Source organism: Alcaligenes faecalis (assembly GCF_041521385.1).
In the GTDB taxonomy this organism is placed as follows: domain Bacteria; phylum Pseudomonadota; class Gammaproteobacteria; order Burkholderiales; family Burkholderiaceae_B; genus Alcaligenes; species Alcaligenes faecalis_E.
In genome coordinates this window covers 509,717-531,519 of record NZ_CP168006.1, presented here as the reverse complement: position 1 = coordinate 531,519, position 21,803 = coordinate 509,717, and the positions used below count along the sequence as shown (strand labels likewise).

General features: G+C 56.2%; 22 protein-coding genes. 7 read left to right on the top strand and 15 right to left on the bottom strand.

All coding sequences use genetic code 11. From position 1 onward, the window contains the following. Positions 1 to 7: 7 nt before the first annotated feature. Positions 8 to 385, top strand: coding sequence for a translation initiation factor (locus tag ACDI13_RS02505; RefSeq protein ID WP_316988157.1), 378 nt, complete (start codon positions 8 to 10; stop codon positions 383 to 385). A 6-nt stretch (positions 386 to 391) separates the two neighbouring features. Here the strand turns inward: ACDI13_RS02505 and ACDI13_RS02500 are convergent, their stop codons facing one another. The 10 genes from ACDI13_RS02500 to ACDI13_RS02455 form a co-directional block, all read right to left on the bottom strand. Beyond that, positions 392 to 1,162, bottom strand: a complete 771-nt coding sequence (locus ACDI13_RS02500) for a MipA/OmpV family protein (protein WP_316988156.1) — start codon at positions 1,160 to 1,162, stop codon at positions 392 to 394. A gap of 133 nt (positions 1,163 to 1,295) precedes the next feature. Then, positions 1,296 to 1,598, bottom strand: coding sequence for a hypothetical protein (locus ACDI13_RS02495; protein ID WP_316988155.1), 303 nt, complete (start codon positions 1,596 to 1,598; stop codon positions 1,296 to 1,298). Between the two features lie 21 nt (positions 1,599 to 1,619). Next, the gene (dsbG, locus tag ACDI13_RS02490; RefSeq protein WP_316988154.1) at positions 1,620 to 2,393 is read right to left on the bottom strand and encodes a thiol:disulfide interchange protein DsbG; all 774 of its coding nucleotides are present in this window, start codon (positions 2,391 to 2,393) and stop codon (positions 1,620 to 1,622) included. 141 nt (positions 2,394 to 2,534) lie between these two features. Continuing rightward, entirely contained in the window at positions 2,535 to 3,152 is a 618-nt protein-coding gene (locus tag ACDI13_RS02485) for a Maf family protein (protein WP_316988153.1), read from the bottom strand. Between the two features lie 24 nt (positions 3,153 to 3,176). Next, on the bottom strand, positions 3,177 to 3,647 hold the full coding sequence (gene rlmH / locus ACDI13_RS02480; RefSeq protein WP_316988152.1) for a 23S rRNA (pseudouridine(1915)-N(3))-methyltransferase RlmH: 471 nt from the start codon (positions 3,645 to 3,647) through the stop codon (positions 3,177 to 3,179). A gap of 72 nt (positions 3,648 to 3,719) precedes the next feature. Next, a complete protein-coding gene (rsfS, locus tag ACDI13_RS02475) occupies positions 3,720 to 4,124 on the bottom strand; it encodes a ribosome silencing factor (protein ID WP_316988151.1) in 405 nt (134 codons plus the stop codon). 8 nt (positions 4,125 to 4,132) lie between these two features. After that, positions 4,133 to 4,750 carry a nicotinate (nicotinamide) nucleotide adenylyltransferase gene (gene nadD, locus ACDI13_RS02470; RefSeq protein WP_316988150.1) on the bottom strand — a complete coding sequence of 206 codons (618 nt, stop codon included), beginning with the start codon at positions 4,748 to 4,750 and terminating at the stop codon, positions 4,133 to 4,135. Further along, complete coding sequence (gene hemF / locus ACDI13_RS02465; RefSeq protein ID WP_316988149.1) at positions 4,741 to 5,646, bottom strand: oxygen-dependent coproporphyrinogen oxidase; 906 nt, start codon at positions 5,644 to 5,646, stop codon at positions 4,741 to 4,743. The genes nadD and hemF overlap by 10 nt, the downstream gene beginning before the upstream one ends. A gap of 21 nt (positions 5,647 to 5,667) precedes the next feature. Then, on the bottom strand, positions 5,668 to 6,957 hold the full coding sequence (purD, locus tag ACDI13_RS02460) for a phosphoribosylamine--glycine ligase (protein WP_316988148.1): 1,290 nt from the start codon (positions 6,955 to 6,957) through the stop codon (positions 5,668 to 5,670). A gap of 48 nt (positions 6,958 to 7,005) precedes the next feature. Continuing rightward, a complete protein-coding gene (locus tag ACDI13_RS02455; protein ID WP_316988147.1) occupies positions 7,006 to 7,737 on the bottom strand; it encodes a YebC/PmpR family DNA-binding transcriptional regulator in 732 nt (243 codons plus the stop codon). A gap of 139 nt (positions 7,738 to 7,876) precedes the next feature. Between ACDI13_RS02455 and ACDI13_RS02450 the strand changes: the two genes are divergently transcribed. The 3 genes from ACDI13_RS02450 (at position 7,877) to ACDI13_RS02440 (ending at position 11,517) form a co-directional block, all read left to right on the top strand. Next, the gene (locus tag ACDI13_RS02450; RefSeq protein ID WP_316988146.1) at positions 7,877 to 9,379 is read left to right on the top strand and encodes a helicase HerA-like domain-containing protein; all 1,503 of its coding nucleotides are present in this window, start codon (positions 7,877 to 7,879) and stop codon (positions 9,377 to 9,379) included. Continuing rightward, positions 9,379 to 10,317 (top strand): glyoxylate/hydroxypyruvate reductase A, encoded by a 939-nt coding sequence (locus ACDI13_RS02445; protein WP_316988145.1) that lies wholly within the window; start codon positions 9,379 to 9,381, stop codon positions 10,315 to 10,317. Before ACDI13_RS02450 ends, ACDI13_RS02445 begins: the two co-directional genes overlap by 1 nt. 129 nt (positions 10,318 to 10,446) lie before the next feature. Next, on the top strand, positions 10,447 to 11,517 hold the full coding sequence (locus tag ACDI13_RS02440) for a tartrate dehydrogenase (RefSeq protein WP_316988144.1): 1,071 nt from the start codon (positions 10,447 to 10,449) through the stop codon (positions 11,515 to 11,517). Positions 11,518 to 11,521: 4 nt separating this feature from the next. Here ACDI13_RS02440 and ACDI13_RS02435 read toward each other — a convergent pair whose 3' ends face one another. Further along, the gene (locus ACDI13_RS02435; RefSeq protein WP_316988143.1) at positions 11,522 to 12,382 is read right to left on the bottom strand and encodes a DMT family transporter; all 861 of its coding nucleotides are present in this window, start codon (positions 12,380 to 12,382) and stop codon (positions 11,522 to 11,524) included. Between the two features lie 148 nt (positions 12,383 to 12,530). Between ACDI13_RS02435 and ACDI13_RS02430 the strand changes: the two genes are divergently transcribed. Continuing rightward, positions 12,531 to 13,517 (top strand): quinone oxidoreductase, encoded by a 987-nt coding sequence (locus ACDI13_RS02430; protein ID WP_316988142.1) that lies wholly within the window; start codon positions 12,531 to 12,533, stop codon positions 13,515 to 13,517. Positions 13,518 to 13,640: 123 nt separating this feature from the next. Here the strand turns inward: ACDI13_RS02430 and ACDI13_RS02425 are convergent, their stop codons facing one another. Next, positions 13,641 to 14,666, bottom strand: coding sequence for a class 1 fructose-bisphosphatase (locus ACDI13_RS02425; protein ID WP_316988141.1), 1,026 nt, complete (start codon positions 14,664 to 14,666; stop codon positions 13,641 to 13,643). Beyond that, positions 14,663 to 17,341 carry an aminopeptidase N gene (gene pepN, locus ACDI13_RS02420; RefSeq protein ID WP_316988140.1) on the bottom strand — a complete coding sequence of 893 codons (2,679 nt, stop codon included), beginning with the start codon at positions 17,339 to 17,341 and terminating at the stop codon, positions 14,663 to 14,665. Before pepN ends, ACDI13_RS02425 begins: the two co-directional genes overlap by 4 nt. A 163-nt stretch (positions 17,342 to 17,504) precedes the next feature. On the opposite strand from pepN, the gene ACDI13_RS02415 reads away from it, so the two are divergent. Then, positions 17,505 to 18,152, top strand: coding sequence for a DUF4136 domain-containing protein (locus ACDI13_RS02415; RefSeq protein WP_316988139.1), 648 nt, complete (start codon positions 17,505 to 17,507; stop codon positions 18,150 to 18,152). A 93-nt stretch (positions 18,153 to 18,245) separates the two neighbouring features. Here the strand turns inward: ACDI13_RS02415 and ACDI13_RS02410 are convergent, their stop codons facing one another. Continuing rightward, on the bottom strand, positions 18,246 to 18,593 hold the full coding sequence (locus ACDI13_RS02410) for an H-NS histone family protein (RefSeq protein WP_316988138.1): 348 nt from the start codon (positions 18,591 to 18,593) through the stop codon (positions 18,246 to 18,248). A gap of 528 nt (positions 18,594 to 19,121) precedes the next feature. Between ACDI13_RS02410 and tldD the strand changes: the two genes are divergently transcribed. Beyond that, on the top strand, positions 19,122 to 20,582 hold the full coding sequence (tldD, locus tag ACDI13_RS02405) for a metalloprotease TldD (RefSeq protein ID WP_316988137.1): 1,461 nt from the start codon (positions 19,122 to 19,124) through the stop codon (positions 20,580 to 20,582). Between the two features lie 165 nt (positions 20,583 to 20,747). Here tldD and yddG read toward each other — a convergent pair whose 3' ends face one another. Continuing rightward, positions 20,748 to 21,659 (bottom strand): aromatic amino acid DMT transporter YddG, encoded by a 912-nt coding sequence (yddG, locus tag ACDI13_RS02400; protein WP_316988136.1) that lies wholly within the window; start codon positions 21,657 to 21,659, stop codon positions 20,748 to 20,750. Between the last annotated feature and the right edge of the window lie 144 nt (positions 21,660 to 21,803).

Sequence of the window (21,803 nt, the reverse complement as noted above, 5' to 3'; positions counted from 1 at the left end):
AGCTTCAATGACCAGCTTATCGGATCAATTGTCTCGGCTGGTGTACAGCACGGAGCAAGGGCGCATGTGTCCGGATTGCGGGCAACCGCAAAACCAGTGCCGTTGCGAAGAAAACAGGCGCGAACACGCTTTGTCTCAGGCTCAGGGGCCGGTGCGTTTGAGTCTGGAAACCAAGGGGCGCAAAGGGAAGGGGGTGACCGTGGTAACGGGGCTGGTGATGCCGCAAGAGCAACTCAAGGCGTTGGTCAAGGAATTGAAGAACGCCTGTGGAGCGGGTGGGACGCTGAAAGAGGAAACGCTGGAGATTCAGGGCGATCATCGAGCCGTTGTGCAGGCACGCCTGGAACACAACGGCTTGACGGTCAAGCGGGTCGGCAGACCCTGACGGGACTTAGAAGCTGTAGCCCAAGCCTACGCCACCAAAGACGCTGCTTTTCTTCTCGACCAGCGGGCTGTCTTTGGCTTCTTCACCCAAGGTATTCACGCCCAGCAACCCCTGCAGGGACCAGCTTTCGCTGAGCTTGTGGGTGTACTGACCGTACAAGGCGTAAGAGCGCAAACCCGCGTCAGGGCGGTACGTGCGCAGTTGGCCATTACTGCCAGCGGCTTCATGCGATTTCACGCCAAAGTAGGTGCGCATGGCTTTTTCGTTGGACCATTTCAATTCGGCACCCAGCGAGAAGCTGCTGTCCTGATCGTTCCAGAGGCGGTAGCTCAGATCCAGAACGGCAGTGGCCCCGTAACCGCTTTTCAGTGCCTGATAGTAGCTGCCTTCGATCTTGGCATTGCCCAATTGGTAGGCGGTAAACACACCCAGATTACCGTGACGATCAATATCGTCCGTACCGTACAGGCGGTCGGCATCACCAGATTTACGTGCGCGGGCCAGGGCGGCGTACGTGCCGATCGTCCAGTTGTCGGTCAGGTTGGTTTGCAGACCAATGGCAGGCATGCCTGCCTTGGGGGCCAGAAAGAAGTGGCCATTGCGGTGCGACAGCAGGGGGTAGAAACGGCCATCGTAACTGTCAGCCCCTTCATATTTGGGGGCAAAACCCACGCCCACGCCAACTGTGGTTTGCTGCGCCAATGCCTGACTGGTTCCGAAAGCACATAAAGCCAGTAGCAGGCAGGGGCGCAGAGCAGAGCGGGCGAGGGTGGCCATGACAGATTTCCTTGTGATACGGGATAAAAACAGGCCCGCTTGCCGCAGGCCTAGCTATCGTATCAAGGTTTGAACTGGCTTAGGCAAAATCATGACCGGCCTGTATGGTCTGTTGTTCTGGCCCTACACCCCATCAGGCCCGAATGTAAATCCAGTTTTCTGCCTGTAGTTTCACCAGGGTGGTGATGGCCCCTTGCTCCAAGGTTTGGAGGCGTTCTGGCGCATTGAGGGACTGATTGCGCAGCGTGTTGGGGCATAGGTAGGTGTAGGCGTCGCACTCGTGTGCTGCGCCTTCTACGCAGGCTTTAACCGCCTGCGCATTGGCGATGATGCGAACCTGGGCATCCGGTATGTCCTTGAGCAAGTTGCGCGCATTGCTGCGGGCGCGCTCCAGGGCAAGGGCAGTGGGGGCATGCAAGAGAACACGAGTGCTCATGAATAAACGTCCTGCTTGAAATTAGCGTGGGCCAAAAACGCGTTCGGTAATGTCGGGTGAAGCGCCAGTCTGCATTTGAATGCGACCTTGCTCATCTTGCCAGACCATGGCGGGGGTGGCACGCAAATCCCAGCCCATCATCAGATCTTCATTGCGGGTCAGGTCGGCTTCAATATCGCTGGGTACACTGTCCAGGCCTTTTACACCGGCGCTGCGATCTTTCAGCATGGCCAGAGAATGTTCATTCAGGGCCTGGGTAGGATCTTTGGCAGCCAGGATCGCAGCCGATTTCAGGCTGCTGCTGGGGGCCAGAATGCCTACCATGATGTGGCGTAGCTGCACTTTTCCGGACTCCACCCAGGGGCGGGCCATTTGCCAGAGCTGCATGCAGTAAGGGCAATTCGGGTCGGTAAAGACGTAGACCACGCGAGGGGCCTTGTCGTCGCCATCCTTGATCCAGCGGGATTTCTCCAGCTTGCCCAGCATGTCTTTGGCGATAGCCGGCTGAACCAGCTCGTCCAGGCCGGCAGGTCGCACCTCTTCGCCATTGGCATCAATCATGGTGCCCACCATCATGTGTTGCCCATCGGGCAAGTTGTAGATGGCCAGTGCCCGATTCCCGCTATACGCACCCCAGGCTTTCAGGCCACCGGGAGCATCAAACTCGCCCACAATGGACAGCCCTTGTTCTTCCAGAGCCTTCAGGGCTGCGGGGCGGTCGGCGGCTTGGGCGACGGTGCTGGCGCACAGCAAACCGGCCAAGGCAAGACGAATCGAAAAAGAAGAAAGCGACATGGTGGTTAAATCCTGCAAAACAGTCGGTGAATGTATATATCCATAAAATATATACTAAGAGCCAAATGGAATAAAAAGAATGGGACTAGGCCTTGTGCGGATAGTTCCCCATTCCTGTCCGGATCGGGCTGTTTCTCCGGTTTAGCCGGGTGTACGATGCTTCAGATTGGCCAGTTCCAGCAAGCGGTAGGTTTCGTGCACGGGCAAACCCATCACACCGGTATAGCTGCCACTTAAGTGGCTGATAAAGGCGCCGCCCAGACCTTGAATGCCATAGGCTCCGGCTTTTCCCATAGGCTCGCCACTGGCGCAGTACTCTGCAATTTCCTGTTCGTTCAGGGTCTTGAAGCTGACTTCGCTGATGCTGATGCTTTCAAACTCCACCCCGCCCACGCCCAATGACAGGGCGGTCATCACTTTGTGACGGCGGCCCGAGAGCTCGCGCAAGATACGTGCAGCATCGGCCACATCAGCAGGTTTGCCAAAAATGTCTTCGCCCATGCAGACCGTGGTGTCCGCACTCAAAATAGCGCGTTTCTGATCCAGACCACTATTCTGTGCTCGCCATGCCAGGGCGCGCAGCAGCTTGTCGCGGGCTGTACGACGAACATAGTCCAGCACGGCTTCCTGTTCCAGGCGCGGCTCATCCTCGCCCGGAGGGCTGGGCACCTTCAGGACTTCATGTGTGATCTGGATGCTGTTGAGCAGGTCGTGGCGGCGTGGGCTGGCAGAGGCCAGATAGATGGGCTGAAAAGGCATAAGAAACCAGGGCTAAAAGAAGGTTCAGGCGCGGTGGTAAGGATGCCCGGTCATGACGGACCAGGCGCGATACAGTTGCTCGGCCAGAAAGATACGTACCAAGGGGTGGGGCAGGGTCAGGGAGGACAGACGCAACATGCCGTGGCAGCTTTGCTTGAGTGCTGTATCCAGCCCGTCCGGGCCACCGACCAGAATGGCAATATCTTGACCGCTGCTGCGCCAACGCTCCAGCTCCTGAGCCAGCTTGACGGTGGTCAGATCCTTGCCGCGTTCGTCCAGGGCGATACGCATCGCCTGGGCGGGAATGGCCGCTTCAATGCGTTTGGCCTCGGCCTGCATCATCTGGGCAGGCGTCTTGCCGCTGGTACGGGGTTCGGCCTTGATTTCGCGCAGTTCTATGGCGCAGTCCTGGGGCATGCGGCGAGCATATTCCTGCCAGCCTTGTTCCACCCAGTCGGGCATGCGTTGACCTACCGCGATGACAATGAGTTTCATGGAATGTCGTAAAAGAAAAAGGCCGCATCGTAAGCTGCGGCCCGGGTATTGCCGACAGGACAGAGGAAGGGTTTAGTCTTCGTTTTCGTCGGCGCTGGCGAAAAAGCCAGCCGGTGGAACCTGGCGCGATTGCGGCAGCAGTTCCACTTCGACAGGGCGTTCGCCCCAAAGTTCTTCCAGGTTGTAGTACTGGCGGATGGCCGGCTGCATGCAATGCACCACGATGTCACCTAAATCCAGCAACACCCATTCGCCGGTGTCCTCGCCTTCATGAGCCAGGACTTCGACCTTGTTTTGGCGTGCCTTGTCAAACACGCTCTGGGCCAGAGCGCGGGTTTGCCGGTTGGACGTACCACTGGCAATGACCACACGATCGAACAGGCCGGTCATGTGGGTCGTGCTAAAGACCTTGATGTCTTGAGCTTTGACGTCCTCGAGGGCATCGATGACGAGTCGTTGAAGTGTTTCTATATTCATAAAAAGAACTATACAGGGCGCGCCTGTGGGTGGGAAAGATAGAGCTGTTTTTTGTCAATGTATTGAGCGACTTCTTCCGGGACCAGGGCAGTGATGTTGTCACCGCGCTGCACTCGCTCTCGAATTTGAGTGGCCGAGATGTCCATAGGTACAAAGTCGATCTGATGCAAACGGCGCTGCAGTCGACTGAGTTCCTGTTGCAAGGCCTGTGGCGTTTCCACGGGGCTGCCGGGGCGCTGGGCAACAGCCAGCTCGACGTACTCAAGAATTTCCTGCCAGTCGTTCCAACTGCAAAAATTATGTAGTTGGTCGCTGCCTAAAATCCAGTAGTACCGTGGTCCGGCGGGCAGGCTGCGTACTGTGTCTATGGTGTAGGTGGGGCCACCGCGTTCGATCTCTATGGGGTTGATCTGTAGACCGGGGTGGTTTTTTGCAGCCAACTCGGCCATGACCAAGCGATCCTGCGTGCTGGCCCCCAAGGCGTCGCGTTGCCAGGGTTGGGCAGCGGGCAGCAGTTGAACCTGGTCCAGTTGCAATTGCTCGAACGTGGCAACAGCCAGTGCTACATGGGCTTTATGGATGGGGTCGAAACTGCCACCCAGGAGCCCGACACGCTTTAAATCCATTCGCGCGGCACCAGGTATTGCGCCAACGCCGCTTCCGGTGTGCCAGGTTCGGGCGACCAGTTATAGCGCCAGTTCGCCTGGGGCGGCATGGACAACAGGATGGATTCCGTACGCCCACCGGATTGCAGGCCAAACAGGGTGCCACGGTCAAAGACCAGATTGAATTCCACATAGCGGCCGCGACGAATGGCCTGGAAGTCTCGATGCGCCTGGGTGTATTCCTGATCCATGCGGGCACGCACGATAGGCGTGTAGGCATCGGTAAAGGAGTTGCCCACGGAGCGGGTCAGGGCAAAGCTGGCTTCGAAGCCAGCTTCGTTCAGGTCGTCGTAGAAAATGCCGCCAATGCCACGGGTCTCGTTGCGGTGCTTCAGATAAAAATATTCGTCGCACCAGCGCTTGTAGCGCGGGTAGTAATCGCTACCGTGTGGCGCCAGCGCATCGTGGCACACCTGGTGGAAATGGCGGGCATCGTCTTCGTACAGGTAGTAGGGCGTCAAGTCCAGACCGCCGCCAAACCAGAACACATCCTCTTGATCCGCTGTCTGGGCCTGGGCCACAAACATGCGCACGTTCATGTGCGTGGTGGGCACAAAGGGATTGCGCGGATGGATGACCAGCGAAACACCCATGGCCTCCCAGGGGCGTCCGGCCAGTTCAGGCCGGTGGGCGCTGGCCGACGGAGGCAGGGTGTGGCCTTTGACATGGCTGAACAGAACGGCAGCCCGCTCGAACACGGGGCCGTTCTCCAGCAGGCGGGACAGGCCGCCACCGCCTTCTGGACGATTCCACTGGTCCGACTCGAAAGGCGTACCATCCAGTTGCTCAAGTGTGTCCACGATGTGGCTTTGCAACTGACGGAAATAAGCCTGGACGGTATCAATGGGTAAAGACATGAAAAGACCTTGCTGCGACAATCAGGACTCACTGCTGGGCAGAGCGCGCCAGCCGATATCGGTGCGAAATTGCTTGCCGTCGAAATGCGTTTGGGAAATGGCCTCGTAAGCGGCTTCCTGAGCGCGGCGGATGGAGTCGGCCATGGCGGTCACACACAGTACACGACCACCAGAGGTGACCACGGTGCCGTCTTTCATCTGAGTGCCTGCATGGAAGGTGATGCACTCGTCAGTGTCTTTCGCAAACTGCGTGATGGCATCGCCCGTGCGCGGCTCTTCGGGATAGTTGGCCGCGGCCAGTACCACGCCAATGGCGGTACGACGATCCCACTCGATAGTCGCCTCGTCCAGCTTGCCAGCCAGAGCCAGCTCGAAGGTTTCGGTCAGATCGCTTTTGATGCGCATCATGATCGGCTGGGTTTCAGGGTCGCCCATGCGGCAGTTGAATTCCAGTACCTTGATGGGGCGGGTAGCGTCCGGGCCATCGTCAATCATCACGCCCGCGTACAGAAAGCCGGAGTAGGGCAAGCCTTCCTTAGCCATGCCTTGCATGGTGGGGTGAATGACTTCGCGCATGATGCGGTTGTGCAGCGTGGGGCTGACGATAGGAGCAGGAGAGTACGCACCCATGCCGCCGGTGTTCGGACCTTGATCGCCGTCTTTCAGGCGTTTGTGATCCTGGCTGGTGGCCATGGGCAGCACATGCTTGCCGTCGCACATCACGATGAAGCTGGCTTCCTCGCCGGTCAAACATTCTTCCACGACCACACGGGCACCAGCGGCACCAAAGCGGCCATCACCCAGAATATCGTCAATGGCGCCCAGTGCTTCTTCCAGCGTAGTGGCCACAATCACGCCCTTGCCAGCGGCCAGGCCGTCGGCCTTGACGACAATGGGCGCGCCTTGCTGGCGGATGTAATCCTTGGCGGCATCTGGATCGGTAAAGGTTGCGTAGGCCGCCGTCGGGATGTTGTGACGCACCATAAAGGCTTTGGCGTAGTCCTTGGAGCTTTCCAGTTGCGCGGCAGCCTGGGTAGGACCAAAGATTTTCAGGCCAGCCGCGCGGAAGGTGTCCACAATGCCAGCGGCCAGAGGCGCTTCCGGGCCAACGACGGTGAAGGCAATTTTTTCTTGCTTCACAAAGGCAATCAGTTCCTGGATATCGGTGATGGCCAGGTTTTCAATACGTTCGGCACGCGCGGTACCGCCATTGCCTGGGGCAACGTAGACAGTCTGTACGCGTGCAGATTGGGCCAGGCGCCATGCCAAGGCGTGTTCACGGCCGCCGCTGCCGACAACAAGTAGCTTCATAGTGATGAGTCGGGCAGGGCCCGCAAAGAGGAGTTTTCAGGAATCAGGTTATTCGGCTTCGTCCATGACAGCGGTGGTGTAGACCTCTTGGACATCGTCCAGGCCTTCCAGTGCGTCCAGAAGTTTTTGCATTTTGACGGCATCATCGCCGCTCAGTTCGGTCTCGTTCAGGGCTTTCATGACCACGCCTTCCACTTCGGGCGTCAGGCCAGCAGCCTGGAACGCGGCTTGCACAGCCGGGTAGTCGGTGGGAGCGCACAGCACTTCGATCAGGCCTTCTTCATCCGTTACGATGTCGTCGGCACCGGCTTCCAGGCCGATTTCCATAATCGTGTCTTCCGAGGTGCCCGGAGCGAACAGAAACTGACCGCAGTGGCGAAATTGAAACACGACCGAGCCATCCAGGCCCAGATTGCCGCCATTTTTTGTAAAGGCGTGACGCACATCCGAGACCGTGCGCTGACGGTTGTCAGTCATGCAGTCCACAATCACGGCAGCACCGTTAATGCCATAGCCTTCGTAGCGAATTTCTTCGTAGTTGGCGTCGTCTGCCCCGCCCGCACCGCGCTGGATGGCGCGCAGAATATTATCTTTGGGCATATTGGCACCGGTTGCCTTGTCCCAGGCCATGCGCAAACGTGGGTTGGACTCGGGGTCAGGGCCGCCAGCACGTGCGGCCACGGTGACCTCACGAATGATCTTGGTCCAAAGTTTGCCCCGTTTTGCGTCTTGACGACCTTTACGGTGCTGAATATTCGCCCATTTACTATGTCCGGCCATAAAGTATTACCAATTCAGTAGACTACGTTCAAAGAAAAACAGATCTATTTTAACCTGTCTGTGCGACTAGGCCCGAGCTTGGGCGAAAGTCGCTAGAATCTAGGCACTTGGCATTCTATCCGGAAGAGAACAAACAATCATGGCCGATCCAATTTTGCTTGCTCAGAACAGCAATACCCCCATTTACCTGTTGCCTGCTTTGGCCAACCGGCATGGTTGTATTACGGGCGCCACAGGTACAGGCAAAACTGTCACCTTGCAGGTGCTGGCTGAGGCTTTTTCCCGCCAGGGAACGCCGGTGTTTCTGGCTGATGCCAAGGGCGACTTAAGCGGAATTTCCCAGGCTGCCCAGCCCAATCCCAAACTGCAGGAGCGTTTGCACAAACTGGGTCTGCCTGAACCGGCCTGGGGCGCAAACCCGGTCACCTTCTGGGATATTTTCGGCGAGCAAAGTCATCCGGTCCGGGCCACGATTTCCGACATGGGGCCTTTGTTGCTGGCCCAGATTCTGGAGCTGAATGATACCCAGGAAGGGATTCTGAATATTCTTTTCCGTGTGGCAGACGATGAGGGACAACTGATTCTGGACCTGAAGGATTTGCGTGCCTTGCTGCAAGACATAGCGGATCGTGCGGCCGAGCTGCGTAATCAGTACGGCAATATTGCCGCCGCGAGTGTGGGGGCCATTCAACGCGCTTTGCTGCGCCTGGAAACCCAAGGGGCGGATCGTTTCTTTGGTGAACCCGCCCTGGATGTGATGGACTGGATTCGTACCGACTCTGCTGGGCGCGGCATGATCAATGTGCTGGCCGCCGACAAGCTGATGCAGTCGCCTCGCTTGTACGCGGTATTCCTGCTGTGGATGCTGGCCGATCTGTACGAGCGTCTGCCGGAGGTGGGCGATCTGGACAAGCCGCGTCTGGTTTTCTTTTTTGACGAAGCCCACTTATTGTTTACAGGTGCACCCAAAGCCCTGCTGGAAAAAGTAGAGCAGGTCGTGCGCCTGATTCGCTCCAAAGGCGTGGGTATTTATTTCGTGACCCAAAACCCGCTGGATATTCCGGATACCGTTCTGGGTCAGTTGGGCAATCGAGTACAGCACGCCTTGCGCGCCTTTACACCGCGCGATCAAAAAGCCGTCAAGACGGCCGCGCAAACCATGCGCCCCAATCCGGGTCTGGATATTGAAGCGGCCATTACGGAGTTGGGTGTGGGTGAAGCCCTGGTGTCCATGCTGGATGCCAAGGGGATTCCCACGCCTACCGAGCGCGCCTGGCTGGTGGCTCCGGGTAGCCGAATTGGCCCGGCCACTGATGCTGAGCGACAGGCGGTTCGACAAGCTTCCTTGTTTGGCTTGAAATATGACCAGGCTATTGACCGAGAATCCGCCTATGAGGTGCTGGCCAAAAAAGCAGCGGATGCTGCTGCCAACGGTGCTGCCGGTGCTACCCAGGCCAGTGCGTCAGCAGGCAAGGATGAGGGTTTGATGGGCGTGGTCAATGACTTTCTATTTGGATCAACGGGGCCGCGTGGTGGTAAAAAGGACGGTTTGGTGCAAAGTATGATTAGAACCGAGACCAAACGGGCTGCCACCAAAGTGCTGCGTGGGGTATTGGGCTCTTTATTTGGAGGAAAGCGTTAATGCCCTCGCCATTGCCGCATTTAATTATTGCTACCGCACGGCCATCAGAAACCACGCGTTGGGCGGACGCATTCCGTAAAGCTTATCCCGATTGGAAAGTGGACGAGTTTGTAGCGGGCCAGCCCAGTACCGGCGCGACCTATGCCGTGGTCTGGCAACCGGATGCGGTTCTGTTCAAGCAAGAGCCCCATTTGTGCGCCACGTTCAATCTGGGTGCGGGCGTAGACGCGGTCGCCGGAACCATCCCGCCCGAAATGCCCTTGTACCGTCTGGAAGACGCCGGCATGGCCGAGCAAATGGCCGAATATGCCTTGTATGGTGTGCTGCGGGCCGTGGGCCGTTTTCAGCCTTATGAAGAACAGGCGCGTGAAGGCAAGTGGAAAGCCTATCGCCCGATTGACCGCCGTCAGTGGCCCGTAGCGGTGCTGGGCCTGGGTGCGATTGGCAGCAAGATTGCCAAGATCATCGCCAGTCTGGGGTACCCCGTGCATGGCTGGTCGCGTCGTCTACACGAAGCGGATTTTCCTTGCTATGCCGGTGAAGATGGCCTGAAAGCGTGCGTCTCTGCCAGCCGTATTCTGGTCAACGCCTTGCCACTGACGCCGCAAACGGCAGGGGTGATCAACCGTGACGTGTTATCGAATTTGCAGCCTGGTGGCTATTTGATCAATGTGGCTCGCGGCGCTCATTTAGTCGATGCGGACGTGCTGGATGCGCTCAAGAGTGGCCATCTGTCTGGTGCTTTGCTGGATGCCTTTACTCAGGAGCCATTGCCTGCGGATCATCCGTATTGGGGCATTCCTTCTGTGATGGTTACGCCGCATATTTCGGGTATCACCGTGCGAGAGTTGGCGCTGGAGCAAATTGGCTCACGTATCGCGCTTTTGCAGCAAGGCAAGCCTGCGGCCGGACGAGTGGATCATAGTCGGGGCTATTAAGTATTTTCAAATTTAGGGCCAGCTTGCCGGCACAGTGGGAGCAGGCTGGCTACTTGCTGTTTTGTGAACAGCGCAGCGTCTTGTCAGAATAAGGCCGTTGAGGCCATGTAAAACCACAAGGAAAGAGGAATGAGTAAAGTGCATCGTATTGCCGTGATCGCGGGAGACGGGATCGGCAAGGAAGTCATGCCCGAAGGACTGCGTATTCTGGACGTGGCTGCTCGCCGTCACGCCATCAATTTTGATTGGAAAGTGCTGGACTGGAGCTCGGACTACTACCAGAAGCACGGCACCATGATGCCCTCGGACTGGAAAGCCCAACTGATGGATACCGAGGCCATTTTCTTTGGTGCCATGGGCTGGCCCGATCTGGTGCCTGACCATGTTTCGCTGTGGGAATCTCTGTTCAAGTTCCGTCGTGAATTCGATCAGTACATCAACTTGCGCCCCGTGCGCTTGATGCCCGGTGTGCGTTCGCCGTTGGCGGGTCGTGAGCCAGGCGATATCGATTTCTTTATCGTGCGCGAGAACACCGAAGGTGAATACTCCAATAGCGGCGGCATCCTGTTTGAAGGCACGCAGCGCGAAGTGGTGATTCAGGAAAGTGTCTTTACTCGCACGGGTACGGATCGAGTCTTGAAGTTTGCTTTTGAACTCGCCAAGAAACGCGGCAAGCACGTTACCGCGGCGACCAAATCCAACGGTATCTCGATTTCCATGCCCTGGTGGGATTCTCGCGTGGCCGCCATGGGCGAGCAATATCCGGATGTGAAATGGGACAAGTACCATATCGATATTCTGTGTGCGCACTTCGTGCAGCATCCGGACTGGTTCGATGTGGTGGTGGCTTCCAACCTGTTTGGCGACATCTTGTCCGACCTGGGCCCGGCATGTACCGGCACCATTGGCATTGCACCGTCAGCCAACCTGAACCCCGAACGTGTGTTCCCATCTTTGTTTGAGCCCGTGCATGGCTCGGCACCGGATATCTATGGCAAGGGCATTGCCAACCCGGTCGGTCAGATCTGGAGTGGTGCCTTGATGCTGGATTTCCTGGGCTACCCGCAGGCTACCGCCGAAGTGGTGCAAGCCATTGAGCAGGTTTTGGCCAACGGCCCACGTACGCCTGATCTGGGCGGCCAGGCCAGCACCGCAGAAGTCGGAGCCGCCGTTGCCCAGGTTCTGGAAGCGATGGCCTAAACCCTTAGCTGGACTTGGGTGGGCGCAAGCCTGCCCAAGTGATGGCGCCAATCATGATGGCTCCACCCAGCAGCGCACGGCTGCTGGGGTACTGAGCGAAAAGCAGCGCCGCAAAGGCGATGGCGTAGACAGGCTCCAGGGCGATCACAATCCCGGCACTGCGAGCATTCAAAACGGTGAGCGCAGAGACCAGCAGGTAGTGCGACAAGGCCGTACAAAATACCCCCAGCAGTGCAATCCATACCCAGTCCACCAGCGTGCTGTCGCCCAGTAGCTGTAGGGCAAAAGGCCAACACATCAGGGCGACAAACAGGTTCTCCCACCAGGCTACTTGTTGTGCTGACAAATGCTTGGCGGCGCGTCGATTGATGAGGGTGAACATGGCAAAGGTAAAGCCGGAGGCAATCGCCCAGGCCAGGCCAATGGTAGATTGATCCTGGAAATCGAAAGAGGGGGTGACCAGCAACAAGCCAAAGGTGACCAGGGCCAGAATGATCCATTCAGAGACGGTGACGCGCTCGCGCAGCACGGCCCATTCACACAAGGTAATGAAGGCCGGGAAGCTGGCAAAACCCAAGGTGGCAATGGCCACACCCCCCACTTTGACGGCCACAAAAAAAGTGGCCCAGTGAATGGCCAGCATGATGGAGGCCATCAGCAAGGTACGGAAGTCCGCTGCCTTCATACCCTGCCCCAAACCGCGCCCTTGAGAGCGAATACTGATCAACAAGGCCAGGACCGCAAAGCTGGCTCGGCCTGCGGTGATCAGCATGGCGCCGACCTGAATGAGTTCACCAAAAATACCGGTCAGTCCGAACAGAATGGCGGCCACATGAATGGCTGCCAGAGCACGTCCATGTGTCATGGAAAGCGATCCGAGAAAAAAGAGTGAAATTTACGCTATTCTGGTGCTTTAGATCAGCCAGCGATAGGGCAGTGGGGTCGGGCAGGCAATGCGTGTAAAGCATTATTCTAAGACATTGCTATGGGCCCCTCATCAAAGGAGTAACACAATGACGCAGACGGTTAAGGCGATACGGATTGAACGCAATGGGGGCCCGGAGGTATTGCAATGGGCCTCGGTAGAGTTACCCGCTCCGCAGGAAAAGGAAGTCACCATTCGACAAAAAGCGGTGGGCTTGAACTTTATTGATATTTATTTCCGTAATGGCCTCTACAGCAATCCCTTGCCGCATGGTTTGGGTTTTGAAGCGTCTGGCATTGTGGAGGCAGTGGGTTCGGGCGTCACGCATTTGAAGGTAGGTGATCGTGTCGCTTATGGTCAAAGCCCTCTGGGGGCGTATGCCCAAGCGCGTAATGTGCCTGCCGACCGTGTCGTGCGTATTCCTGATGCAGTCTCCTTTGAGCAGGCGGCGGCCATGATGCTTAAAGGTTTGACCTGCTGGTACTTGCTGCGCCAGACGTATCGCGTACACGAAGGCCAGACGATTCTGTTCCATGCCGCTGCGGGTGGCGTGGGTTTGTATGCCTGCCAATGGGCACGAGCCTTGGGTGTGAAATTGATTGGCACCGTTTCCGGCCCGGAGAAAGCGGCATTGGCGAAAGCGAACGGTGCTTGGGAAGTGATTGATTATTCCCACGAAGACGTGGTGCAGCGTGTGCTGGAGTTGACCAATGGCCAGAAAGTGCCGGTTGTGTATGACGGCGTGGGCAAGGATACCTGGGAGCGTTCGCTGGATTGCCTGCAACCGCGTGGATTGATGGTCAGCTTCGGCAATGCCTCCGGTCCGGTCACCGGCGTGAATCTGGCGACGCTGGCATCCAAAGGCTCCTTGTATGTGACTCGTCCTGTTCTGGGGGCTTACGTGCCCACACAGGAAACCATGCAGGCAGCGGCAGACGAGATGTTTGAGCTGGTGCTGCAAGGCAAGATCAAGCCGCTGATCGGGCAGCGTTTTCCGCTGGATCAGGTTGCCCTGGCTCATGAGGCTTTGGCGGGCCGTCGCACGACGGGCTCTACGGTTTTGACGCTGGATTAAGGCGGGTTATCGGGCGGTGACGAGCAGTCAGCCGCAATCGTATTGCTTTAAAAAAATGGCCTCCGACAAGGAGGCCATTTTCATTTGGCAGTGCTGTATCCGCCGAGGATTGGCGGACAGAAATCAGCCTTGCTCGTGGTACTGACGCACGCGCTCGACTTCATTGCGCGAACCCAGAATCACGCCAATGCGCTGATGCAGTTCGGTAGGCTGAACGTCCAGAATGCGCTGTGTGCCGTCAATCGACATGCCACCGGCCTGCTCGACCAGGAAGCTCATGGGATTGGCTTCGTACATCAAACGCAGCTTGCCTTTGCGACCGGAGGCGCGGGCATCGCGGGGGTACATGAAGATGCCGCCACGGGTCAGGATGCGGTGTACATCGGCCACCATGGACGCGATCCAGCGCATATTGTAGTTTTTGCCCAATGGGCCTTCGGGACCCGCCAGGCAGTCGTCGATATAGCGTTTTACCGGGGCTTCCCAGTGACGCATATTGGACATGTTGATGGCAAATTCCGAGGTGTCCTCAGGAATGGTAACGCGCTCGGTGGTCAGCACCCAGGAGCCCATTTCCTTGTCCAGCGTGAAGGCGGCCACGCCATCACCTACCGTCAGCACCAGCATGGTTTGCGGACCGTAAATAGCATAACCGGCGGCCACTTGACGCACGCCAGGTTGCAGGAAGTCTTGCTCTTCAATCACGCGCTCGCGTGCTTCAGGCGGTACGCTCAGTACCGAGAAGATCGTGCCAATGGACACGTTCACGTCAATATTGGACGAGCCATCCAGTGGATCGAACAAGAGCAGGTTTTCGCCCTTGGGGTAGTAGTCGGGGATGCGGTGCAGGGTGTCCATTTCCTCGGAGGCCATGGCAGCCAGATTGCCGCCCCATTCGTTAGCTTCCAGCAGGATTTCATTGGACAGGACATCCAGTTTTTTCTGCACTTCGCCCTGGACGTTTTCGGAATCCAGAGCACCCAGAACGCCGCCCAGCGCCCCTTTGCTGACGGCATGGCCAATGGCCTTGCACGCGCGAGCCACGGTTTCCAGTAGCAAGCGTACATCGGCGGTGACCGTTTTCTTCTGGCGTTGTTGTTCCACCAGATACTGAGTAAGGTTTTTCTTCAAGACAGACTCCGAGGTCAAAGAGTTAATGCTTTATGTACGATTTCGGCCACATTGCCCGACAGGCCGGGTTCGGCCTGAATACGCTCCAGCGCGGCTTTAAGCCGGTCGCGGGCTTCGGGTTCAAAGCGGGCCCAATTATCAAACACACGGGCCAGACGGGCCGAGATTTCCGGGTTGAGCTTGTCCAGGGCAATGACTTGCTCGGCCCAGAAAGCATAGCCTTCCGGCGTGTGTACTGCCTGCATATTATTCATGCAGAACTGGAAAATCAGCGAGCGGGCGCGGTTAGGGTTGCGCATCGAGAAAGCAGGATGCAGCATCAAGGCACGCACCTGGGCAACGTGTGTGCTGGGGGCGGTGGCCTGTAAGCTGAACCAGCGGTCCAGCACCAGGGGATTGTCCTGCCAACGCTGGAAAAAATCATCCAGGCCGTCTTGGCGATCTTCTTGGTCGCCGTAGTTCACCAGCGCGCTCAAGGCCCCCATGCGATCGGTCATATTAGTGGCCTGATCGTATTGATTGCGTGCCAACTGTGGGCCGGTATGCACACCAGCGACCAGTAGATAATTCAGAGCCAGATTGCGCAAGGCGCGCTGGCCTGCTTGTAAGGCGTCGGGGCTGTAAGGGGCCTGCTCCAGGCTTAGGTATTGGTATAGCTCTTGCCAGTAGGGCGTCAAGGCCAGGCCCAGTTCACGTTGCAGTTGACGGCGTGCTTGCACCACGGCGCGTGGTGTCATGGGTTGGGTTTGCTCCAGCAACTCACGCTCGCTGGGCAGGGACAGGATGCGGGCTTTGTAAGCCGGGCTCAAGGCGGGGTCTTGCACCAGCGCATGCCAGGTTTGCACCACGGTTGCCAGTTGTGCAGCCGAGGGTGTCCGACCTGATGCGGAAGACAAAATCAGACGGGTCGCCAGCAGTTGAGTCGCTTCCCAGCGCGCAAATGGATCGGTGTCGTGGCGGGCCAGCAAAGCCAGTTCAGAATCGGGACGGTAGTAGTCTACACGTACAGGGGCAGAGAAATTGCGCAGTAACGACAGAATCGGCGTGTCGGGAGTCTGCGTGAAGGTCCAGCTTTGTTCGGCTTGCGTGAAATCCAGTACCAGTGTATCGCCTTGCTGACCATCAAGATGCAGGGTCAAGGGGGCGCCTTGCTGATCCAGCATGCCCAGGGCAAAGGGGATATGCAGCGGGGGTTTGGGTGTGGATTTGTTTTCGATTCCAGCGGGCGCATTGCTTTGACGCAAGGTCAGTGTCGTAGTTTGGGCGGCGGCGTCATGGTGCAGGCTGACCTGAACACGCGGGGTTCCCGCTTGCTGATACCAGCGTCGGAACTGCTCCAGACTTCGGCCAGGGTTGACCTGGCGATACACGCTGTCCATGCTGTCCACGAAGTCATCGCAAGTGACTGCCTGGCCGTCATGGCGCTTGAAGTATTCACGAATACCAGCCTGGAAGTTTTCTTCACCCAGCAAGGTGTGCTGCATGCGAATGACTTCGGCGCCTTTTTCGTAAATTGTGGCGGTGTAAAAGTTGCTGATTTCCTGATAGCTCTCGGGGCGAATGGGGTGAGCCATTGGGCCGGCATCCTCTGGGAACTGGGCGGCGCGCAAGACGCTGACATCATCAATACGTTTGACGGCACGGGCACTGGCGGCTTGAGCGCCATCCAGACCTTGAGCCAGCATGTCGGCTGAAAACTCCTGATCACGGAAAACTGTCAGGCCTTCTTTCAGGGAAAGCTGGAACCAGTCACGGCACGTGACGCGGTTGCCGGTCCAGTTATGGAAGTACTCATGGCCAATGACGGCTTCCACGGCGTGAAAGGACGCATCGGTGGTGCTTTGTGCATCGGCCAGCACATAGGCGGAATTAAAGATGTTCAGGCCTTTGTTTTCCATCGCGCCCATATTGAAGTCGCGGGCGGCCACAATCATGAAGCGGTCCAGATCCAGTTCCAGGCCAAAGCGTTGTTCATCCCAGCGTACCGAATGTTCCAGGCATTCCATGGCCCATTCTGTTTTATCGCCGTCACCACGATCGCAATAAACCTGCAATAGGGCAGGCTGGCCATTGGCCTTTTTGATTTCGCGTTCGCGCACATCAAAGTCGCCGGCAACCAGTGCAAATAAATAAGAAGGCTTTGGAAAAGGGTCTTCCCAGATTGCCTGGCTGCGGCCATCGTCCAGCGTGGTGCTTTCCAGCAAGTTGCCATTGGAAAGTAGATAAGGATAAAGCTTGGCATCGCCGCGCAGAACCACTTCATAACGGGCCATCACATCGGGGCGGTCTGGGAAGAAGGTAATACGGCGAAAGCCCTGGGCCTCGCATTGGGTAAACAGGTTCTGGCCCGAGACATACAAGCCCATCAGCATGGTGTTGTCTTGCGGGCGGCAACGGCTTACCAGCACCAGGTCACATTCTGCGGTCTGGGGCGAGAGCGTCAGGCCCTGTTCATCAAGCTGGTAATCCTGGGCGGTCAGGGCGACCCCGTTGAGACTGACTTCAAGTAGTTCAATGTCTTCGCCGTCCAGTACCAGGGGGTGGATCTGGCCGTCTCGGCTACTGGCTCGGAAAGCCAGACGAACCAAGGTTTGCTCGGCCGCCAAATCAAATTCCAGCCGTACCTTTTCTATTTGATAAGGGTAGGGCTGGTAATCGTGGCGGGAGATCGTAGGTAAGGAGTCTGTGCGCATGTGATGCTGGTCCGACAATCGAAAAAGATGGTCTATTGTAATGATGTTTGAACGCCCACACTGGACGCCAGGAACAGGCAGTAAACTAATTGTTCGTCGGCGCTACGGCGCTGTCATTAATCGGGCTTGAACGTGCAAGCGTAAAACAAGCAAGGGTGAAACTATGACGTTATTTTCTGAAGGGTTTTCCTGGCGCGCCCTACGCCTGATGAGTCTGGTATTGGCGGTATTGACCACGGCTTGCGCTGCGCCTAGCTGGTCCGCTAAATTGACGCGCTATCAGCAGTGGCCCACGGCGACCAGTGGCGATACCTATTACATCAAGTCCTCCCCAGACAAAAGCAGTAGTCTGCAACACCAGTCTTTTGCAGATTCTGTACGGGCTTCTATTGGTGTGACGGGGCTGGTGCAAGCGGCGGATCTGAAGTCCGCGCGTTTTGTGGTGCAAATGGACTATGGCAATCCGCAGGAACAAAGCTGGGTGCCTCAATTTGCCGATAGTTTTTATGGTCCATCGGCGTGGGGAATCGGGCGCGGCTATTATGCGCCAAATGATGGTTGGGGCGGAGGTTTCTTTTATTCTCCGAATGTAGTGAATGTTCCTGTCACGATGTATAAGAATTATCTAAATGTAATCATTACGGATAATCAAAACTCGGGCGCAGAAGTGTATCGCGCTACAGCCGTTTCTTATAGCCATTCCGACAACCTGGACCAGCAGATGCCTTTTTTGTCCCAGGCCATATTTGATGGTTTTCCGGGTAATAATGGGCAAGTGATTGATATCCGATATCCAATACCGCGCGATTGAGTCGCCAGAACCCCGGCATTATGTAGGGAAATTATATAAATAGAAAGGGACCGCTTTTTCAAGCGGTCCCTTTCTTTTGTTTGGTTTTCGAGCTTACTTGATAAGAAACTCTTCACGGCTGCGGCCATTGGCTTCTGCATCAATAATCCAGCGTGGTGGACGACCACGTCCGGTCCAGGTGTCTTGGGTGCCGGGGTGGCGGTATTTGGGAGGCAGGCTGGTCTTGGGACCGCTGGAACTTGCCCCAGCGCCGCGGCGGGCAGAGTTTTCCAAAGCTTCAGCGACTTCTTCAATGGTGATCTCGTTGTCTTGCATGGACTTGACGATAGACGCAATGACAGGACGACGCTGTTTGACTCGAAGGGATTTCATCTGCTTTTGCAGACGCAGAATCTCTTTTTCGATCTTCTGCTTTGCGGAGCTGTAAGTTTCGACTGACATATAGGATTCCTGTTTCATGTTTGTAGTTATCTGATAAACCCTGCCTGCACAAGCTCATGTTTATCATGTGAAAGCAGTGTACTTTGATTTTCTTGAAAAGATAAGTGGTTTGGATAAAAAATAAACCCGTAATCAAAAAGGTGTTTGGTTTTTGTAATTATTTAAGGGGATTAGACGATTCTATGGCCATTGATTAATTAATCTAATCAGGGGTTATCATAAAACCGAATGGGTTTATATCAAAACTATATGGGTTCATTTCTAATTAGATGGATTTTTAAATAGTTTTAATTCCGTATCAGAAAATGTCGTAAGTGGAGTTTTTGAACTGACGGCGTCAATTGGCTGATTCAAGACTGGGGCAGGCCCTCAATGCCCTGATCCGTACGTGGGCATCGCATACGGTGGCACATTCTGTTTTAATGCTCAGATGGACGGAAGCCACGTTGATGTCAGCACGTCTGTTGGTATCCATTTTCGTCCCTTGCAGCCATGGGCTTGCCGGGGATCTGTCAGTAGGAATAAACGATGAAGTTAGTTGATCCGGCTATCAATGCTTTGGAATGCGCCCGTGGACTGTTGCTGGACCCCTGGGGTCTGAATGACAGTCATTTGTCCGGCGCGCTCGGTGAGATCCTCACCCATCAAGCCGACTACGCCGATTTGTATTTTCAGTACACCCGTAGCGAAGGCTGGGCGTTGGATGAGGGGATCGTCAAAAGCGGCAGCTTTTCAATCGAGCAGGGCGTGGGTGTGCGGGCATTGAGCGGCGAGAAAACCGCGTTCGCCTATTCGGATTCCCTCAGCCCCGAGGCTTTGTTGTCCTCGGCCCGTGTGGTGCGTTCGATTGCACGCCAGGGTGGTTCGGGTAAAAGCGGCATTCTGGTGCCGGGCGACTCGTCGCGTCCCACCTTGTATACAGGTACAGATCCGATTGCCAGCTTGCCCGCTCCTGAAAAAGTGGCTTTGCTGGGAAGGCTGGATGCCTTGGCACGTGCGGCAGATTCGCGCGTGGTGCAGGTCATGGCCAGTCTGGGGGCGGAATACGATGTGGTACTGGTCGCCGGTAGCGATGGTCGTCTGGCCGCCGATGTGCGCCCTCTGGTGCATTTGTCCTTGTCGGTCATTGTTGAACAAAATGGCCGTCGTGAACGCGGTTCGGCAGCCGGTGGCGGGCGGGTTGATCTGTCCTACTTCTCCGACGATATGCTGCGTAGCTACGTAGACAAAGCAGTGCGTTCGGCCATGACAAACCTGGAAGCCAAACCTGCGCCCGCCGGTCAGATGACGGTGGTTCTGGGCCCAGGCTGGCCTGGCGTCATGCTGCACGAAGCCGTCGGCCACGGTTTGGAAGGCGATTTCAACCGTCGTGGCAGCAGCTTGTTCTCGGGTCGTATTGGTCAACGCGTGGCTTCCAAGGGCGTGACCGTCATTGATGATGGCACCCTGGAAAACCGCCGTGGTTCCTTGAATATGGATGATGAAGGCAATACCACGCAACGTACGGTCTTGATTGAAGACGGTATTTTGAAAGGCTATTTGCAAGATACCCATAATGCACGCTTGATGGGGGCGGCTATCACGGGTAATGGCCGCCGTGAATCCTACGCCAGCCTGCCTATGCCGCGCATGACCAACACTTTTATGCTGGGAGGCGATAAGGATCCTCAGGAAATTATTGCCTCGGTTAAAAAGGGTTTATATGCCGTCGACTTTGGTGGCGGCCAGGTTGATATTACTAGCGGTAAGTTTGTTTTCTCCGCCTCGGAAGCCTGGGTGATTGAAAACGGAAAATTGATGTACCCCGTTAAAGGTGCCACTTTGATTGGTAGCGGCCCCGACGCCATGAATCAAATCAGCATGATCGGTAATGACATGCAGTTGGATTCGGGAGTGGGCACTTGCGGTAAAGAAGGTCAAAGTGTTCCGGTTGGGGTGGGGATTCCTACTGTGCGGATGGAAAACCTGACGGTAGGCGGAACCGCCTGATTAAATTTACTGGCTAATCAAACGCAATAAAAAGACCGCCCAACGCTGAATTAACGTGGGCGGTCTTTTTTTAGCGTGCTTTTATTGCATCGCAGCAAACAGGTTTTGCTTTTTGATTTTTGCTTGGAAGGCACGAATTTATCGGGATTAATGAGTATGGTTTTTTCAGGCTGCGTTTTTCAGCGGTTTGGGTAGGCGAACCCGGATGGCCAGCCAGCATAGCAAGGCACCTGAACACACCATGGCCGAGCCTTGCCAGAAGGTCAGCGTTAACGGAGCTTGCAGCAAAAGGGTCGATAAGGCGGCTGAAAAAACAGGGATAAAGTAGGAAGCACCGGCCAGTATGGTGACATTGCCATGCAAAATGCCTACATTCCAGGCGGCATAGCCAAAGCCCATTGCCATGGCAGCCAGCAGCAAATACACCAAAGCGGGAACCGTGAATGTCATGGCAGGCGCGCCTTGGATCAGATATTTCACCCACAAGGCCGCTGCTGTCAGCATGAAAAACAAGGTGATGCCATTTTTGCCCTGCGCGAGGCGGGCGGTCAGGGTGCTGTAGCCGGCCCAGATCAATGCACCGCTAAAGGCCAGGCCATAGCTCAAGGGATTGTCCTGCACATTCAGCCAGATGTTGTGCAAGCTTAAACCGTGTTCTGCGCCCAGAATCCAACTGATCCCCATCATGGACAAGAGCAGGCCAGGTGCAAGCAGCCAATTGGCTTTTTGTTTATTGAACAAGATGGCGGCCACAATGGTAAAGGTCGGCCACAGATAGTTGACCATCCCCACTTCAATGGCCTGCTGGCTGTTGTGAGCATAGCCGATGGACAGGGCCAGGCAGAGTTCATAGCAGACAAACAGCACACTGCCCCCGATCAGGTAGCGGTGCGGAAAGTCGCGCAAGCGTACCCAGCCTACTGATAAAAGAAGAAAGACCGAGGCCAGGGTGTAAATCAGGGCAGCACCACCAGTGGCACCTAGATAGTCGCTGACACTGCGTATCAGGCCGACAATGGTGCTCCACAGGATAATGGCGATCAGCCCGATCAGGGTTGCCTTATCAGATTGCTTCATGCTGGTTTCTATGTCTGGCGGGCGCTCCGTGAACCGGGAGCGGCTTTACTTGGTCAAGAGACTTATGGGTTAATGGGCCGGGTTTGTATCAGGCTGTGGTGGTTTGCAAGCAGGGTTCTGATACAGCACGTCATGTCTTGGGGA

Coding starts and splice junctions, on each gene's coding strand:
- ACDI13_RS02505 (WP_316988157.1), top strand. CDS start 8: ATGACCAGCTTATCGGATCAATTGTCTCGGCTGGTGTACAGCACGGAG.
- ACDI13_RS02500 (WP_316988156.1), bottom strand. CDS start 1,162: ATGGCCACCCTCGCCCGCTCTGCTCTGCGCCCCTGCCTGCTACTGGCT.
- ACDI13_RS02495 (WP_316988155.1), bottom strand. CDS start 1,598: ATGAGCACTCGTGTTCTCTTGCATGCCCCCACTGCCCTTGCCCTGGAG.
- dsbG (WP_316988154.1), bottom strand. CDS start 2,393: ATGTCGCTTTCTTCTTTTTCGATTCGTCTTGCCTTGGCCGGTTTGCTG.
- ACDI13_RS02485 (WP_316988153.1), bottom strand. CDS start 3,152: ATGCCTTTTCAGCCCATCTATCTGGCCTCTGCCAGCCCACGCCGCCAC.
- rlmH (WP_316988152.1), bottom strand. CDS start 3,647: ATGAAACTCATTGTCATCGCGGTAGGTCAACGCATGCCCGACTGGGTG.
- rsfS (WP_316988151.1), bottom strand. CDS start 4,124: ATGAATATAGAAACACTTCAACGACTCGTCATCGATGCCCTCGAGGAC.
- nadD (WP_316988150.1), bottom strand. CDS start 4,750: ATGGATTTAAAGCGTGTCGGGCTCCTGGGTGGCAGTTTCGACCCCATC.
- hemF (WP_316988149.1), bottom strand. CDS start 5,646: ATGTCTTTACCCATTGATACCGTCCAGGCTTATTTCCGTCAGTTGCAA.
- purD (WP_316988148.1), bottom strand. CDS start 6,957: ATGAAGCTACTTGTTGTCGGCAGCGGCGGCCGTGAACACGCCTTGGCA.
- ACDI13_RS02455 (WP_316988147.1), bottom strand. CDS start 7,737: ATGGCCGGACATAGTAAATGGGCGAATATTCAGCACCGTAAAGGTCGT.
- ACDI13_RS02450 (WP_316988146.1), top strand. CDS start 7,877: ATGGCCGATCCAATTTTGCTTGCTCAGAACAGCAATACCCCCATTTAC.
- ACDI13_RS02445 (WP_316988145.1), top strand. CDS start 9,379: ATGCCCTCGCCATTGCCGCATTTAATTATTGCTACCGCACGGCCATCA.
- ACDI13_RS02440 (WP_316988144.1), top strand. CDS start 10,447: ATGAGTAAAGTGCATCGTATTGCCGTGATCGCGGGAGACGGGATCGGC.
- ACDI13_RS02435 (WP_316988143.1), bottom strand. CDS start 12,382: ATGACACATGGACGTGCTCTGGCAGCCATTCATGTGGCCGCCATTCTG.
- ACDI13_RS02430 (WP_316988142.1), top strand. CDS start 12,531: ATGACGCAGACGGTTAAGGCGATACGGATTGAACGCAATGGGGGCCCG.
- pepN (WP_316988140.1), bottom strand. CDS start 17,341: ATGCGCACAGACTCCTTACCTACGATCTCCCGCCACGATTACCAGCCC.
- ACDI13_RS02415 (WP_316988139.1), top strand. CDS start 17,505: ATGACGTTATTTTCTGAAGGGTTTTCCTGGCGCGCCCTACGCCTGATG.
- ACDI13_RS02410 (WP_316988138.1), bottom strand. CDS start 18,593: ATGTCAGTCGAAACTTACAGCTCCGCAAAGCAGAAGATCGAAAAAGAG.
- tldD (WP_316988137.1), top strand. CDS start 19,122: ATGAAGTTAGTTGATCCGGCTATCAATGCTTTGGAATGCGCCCGTGGA.
- yddG (WP_316988136.1), bottom strand. CDS start 21,659: ATGAAGCAATCTGATAAGGCAACCCTGATCGGGCTGATCGCCATTATC.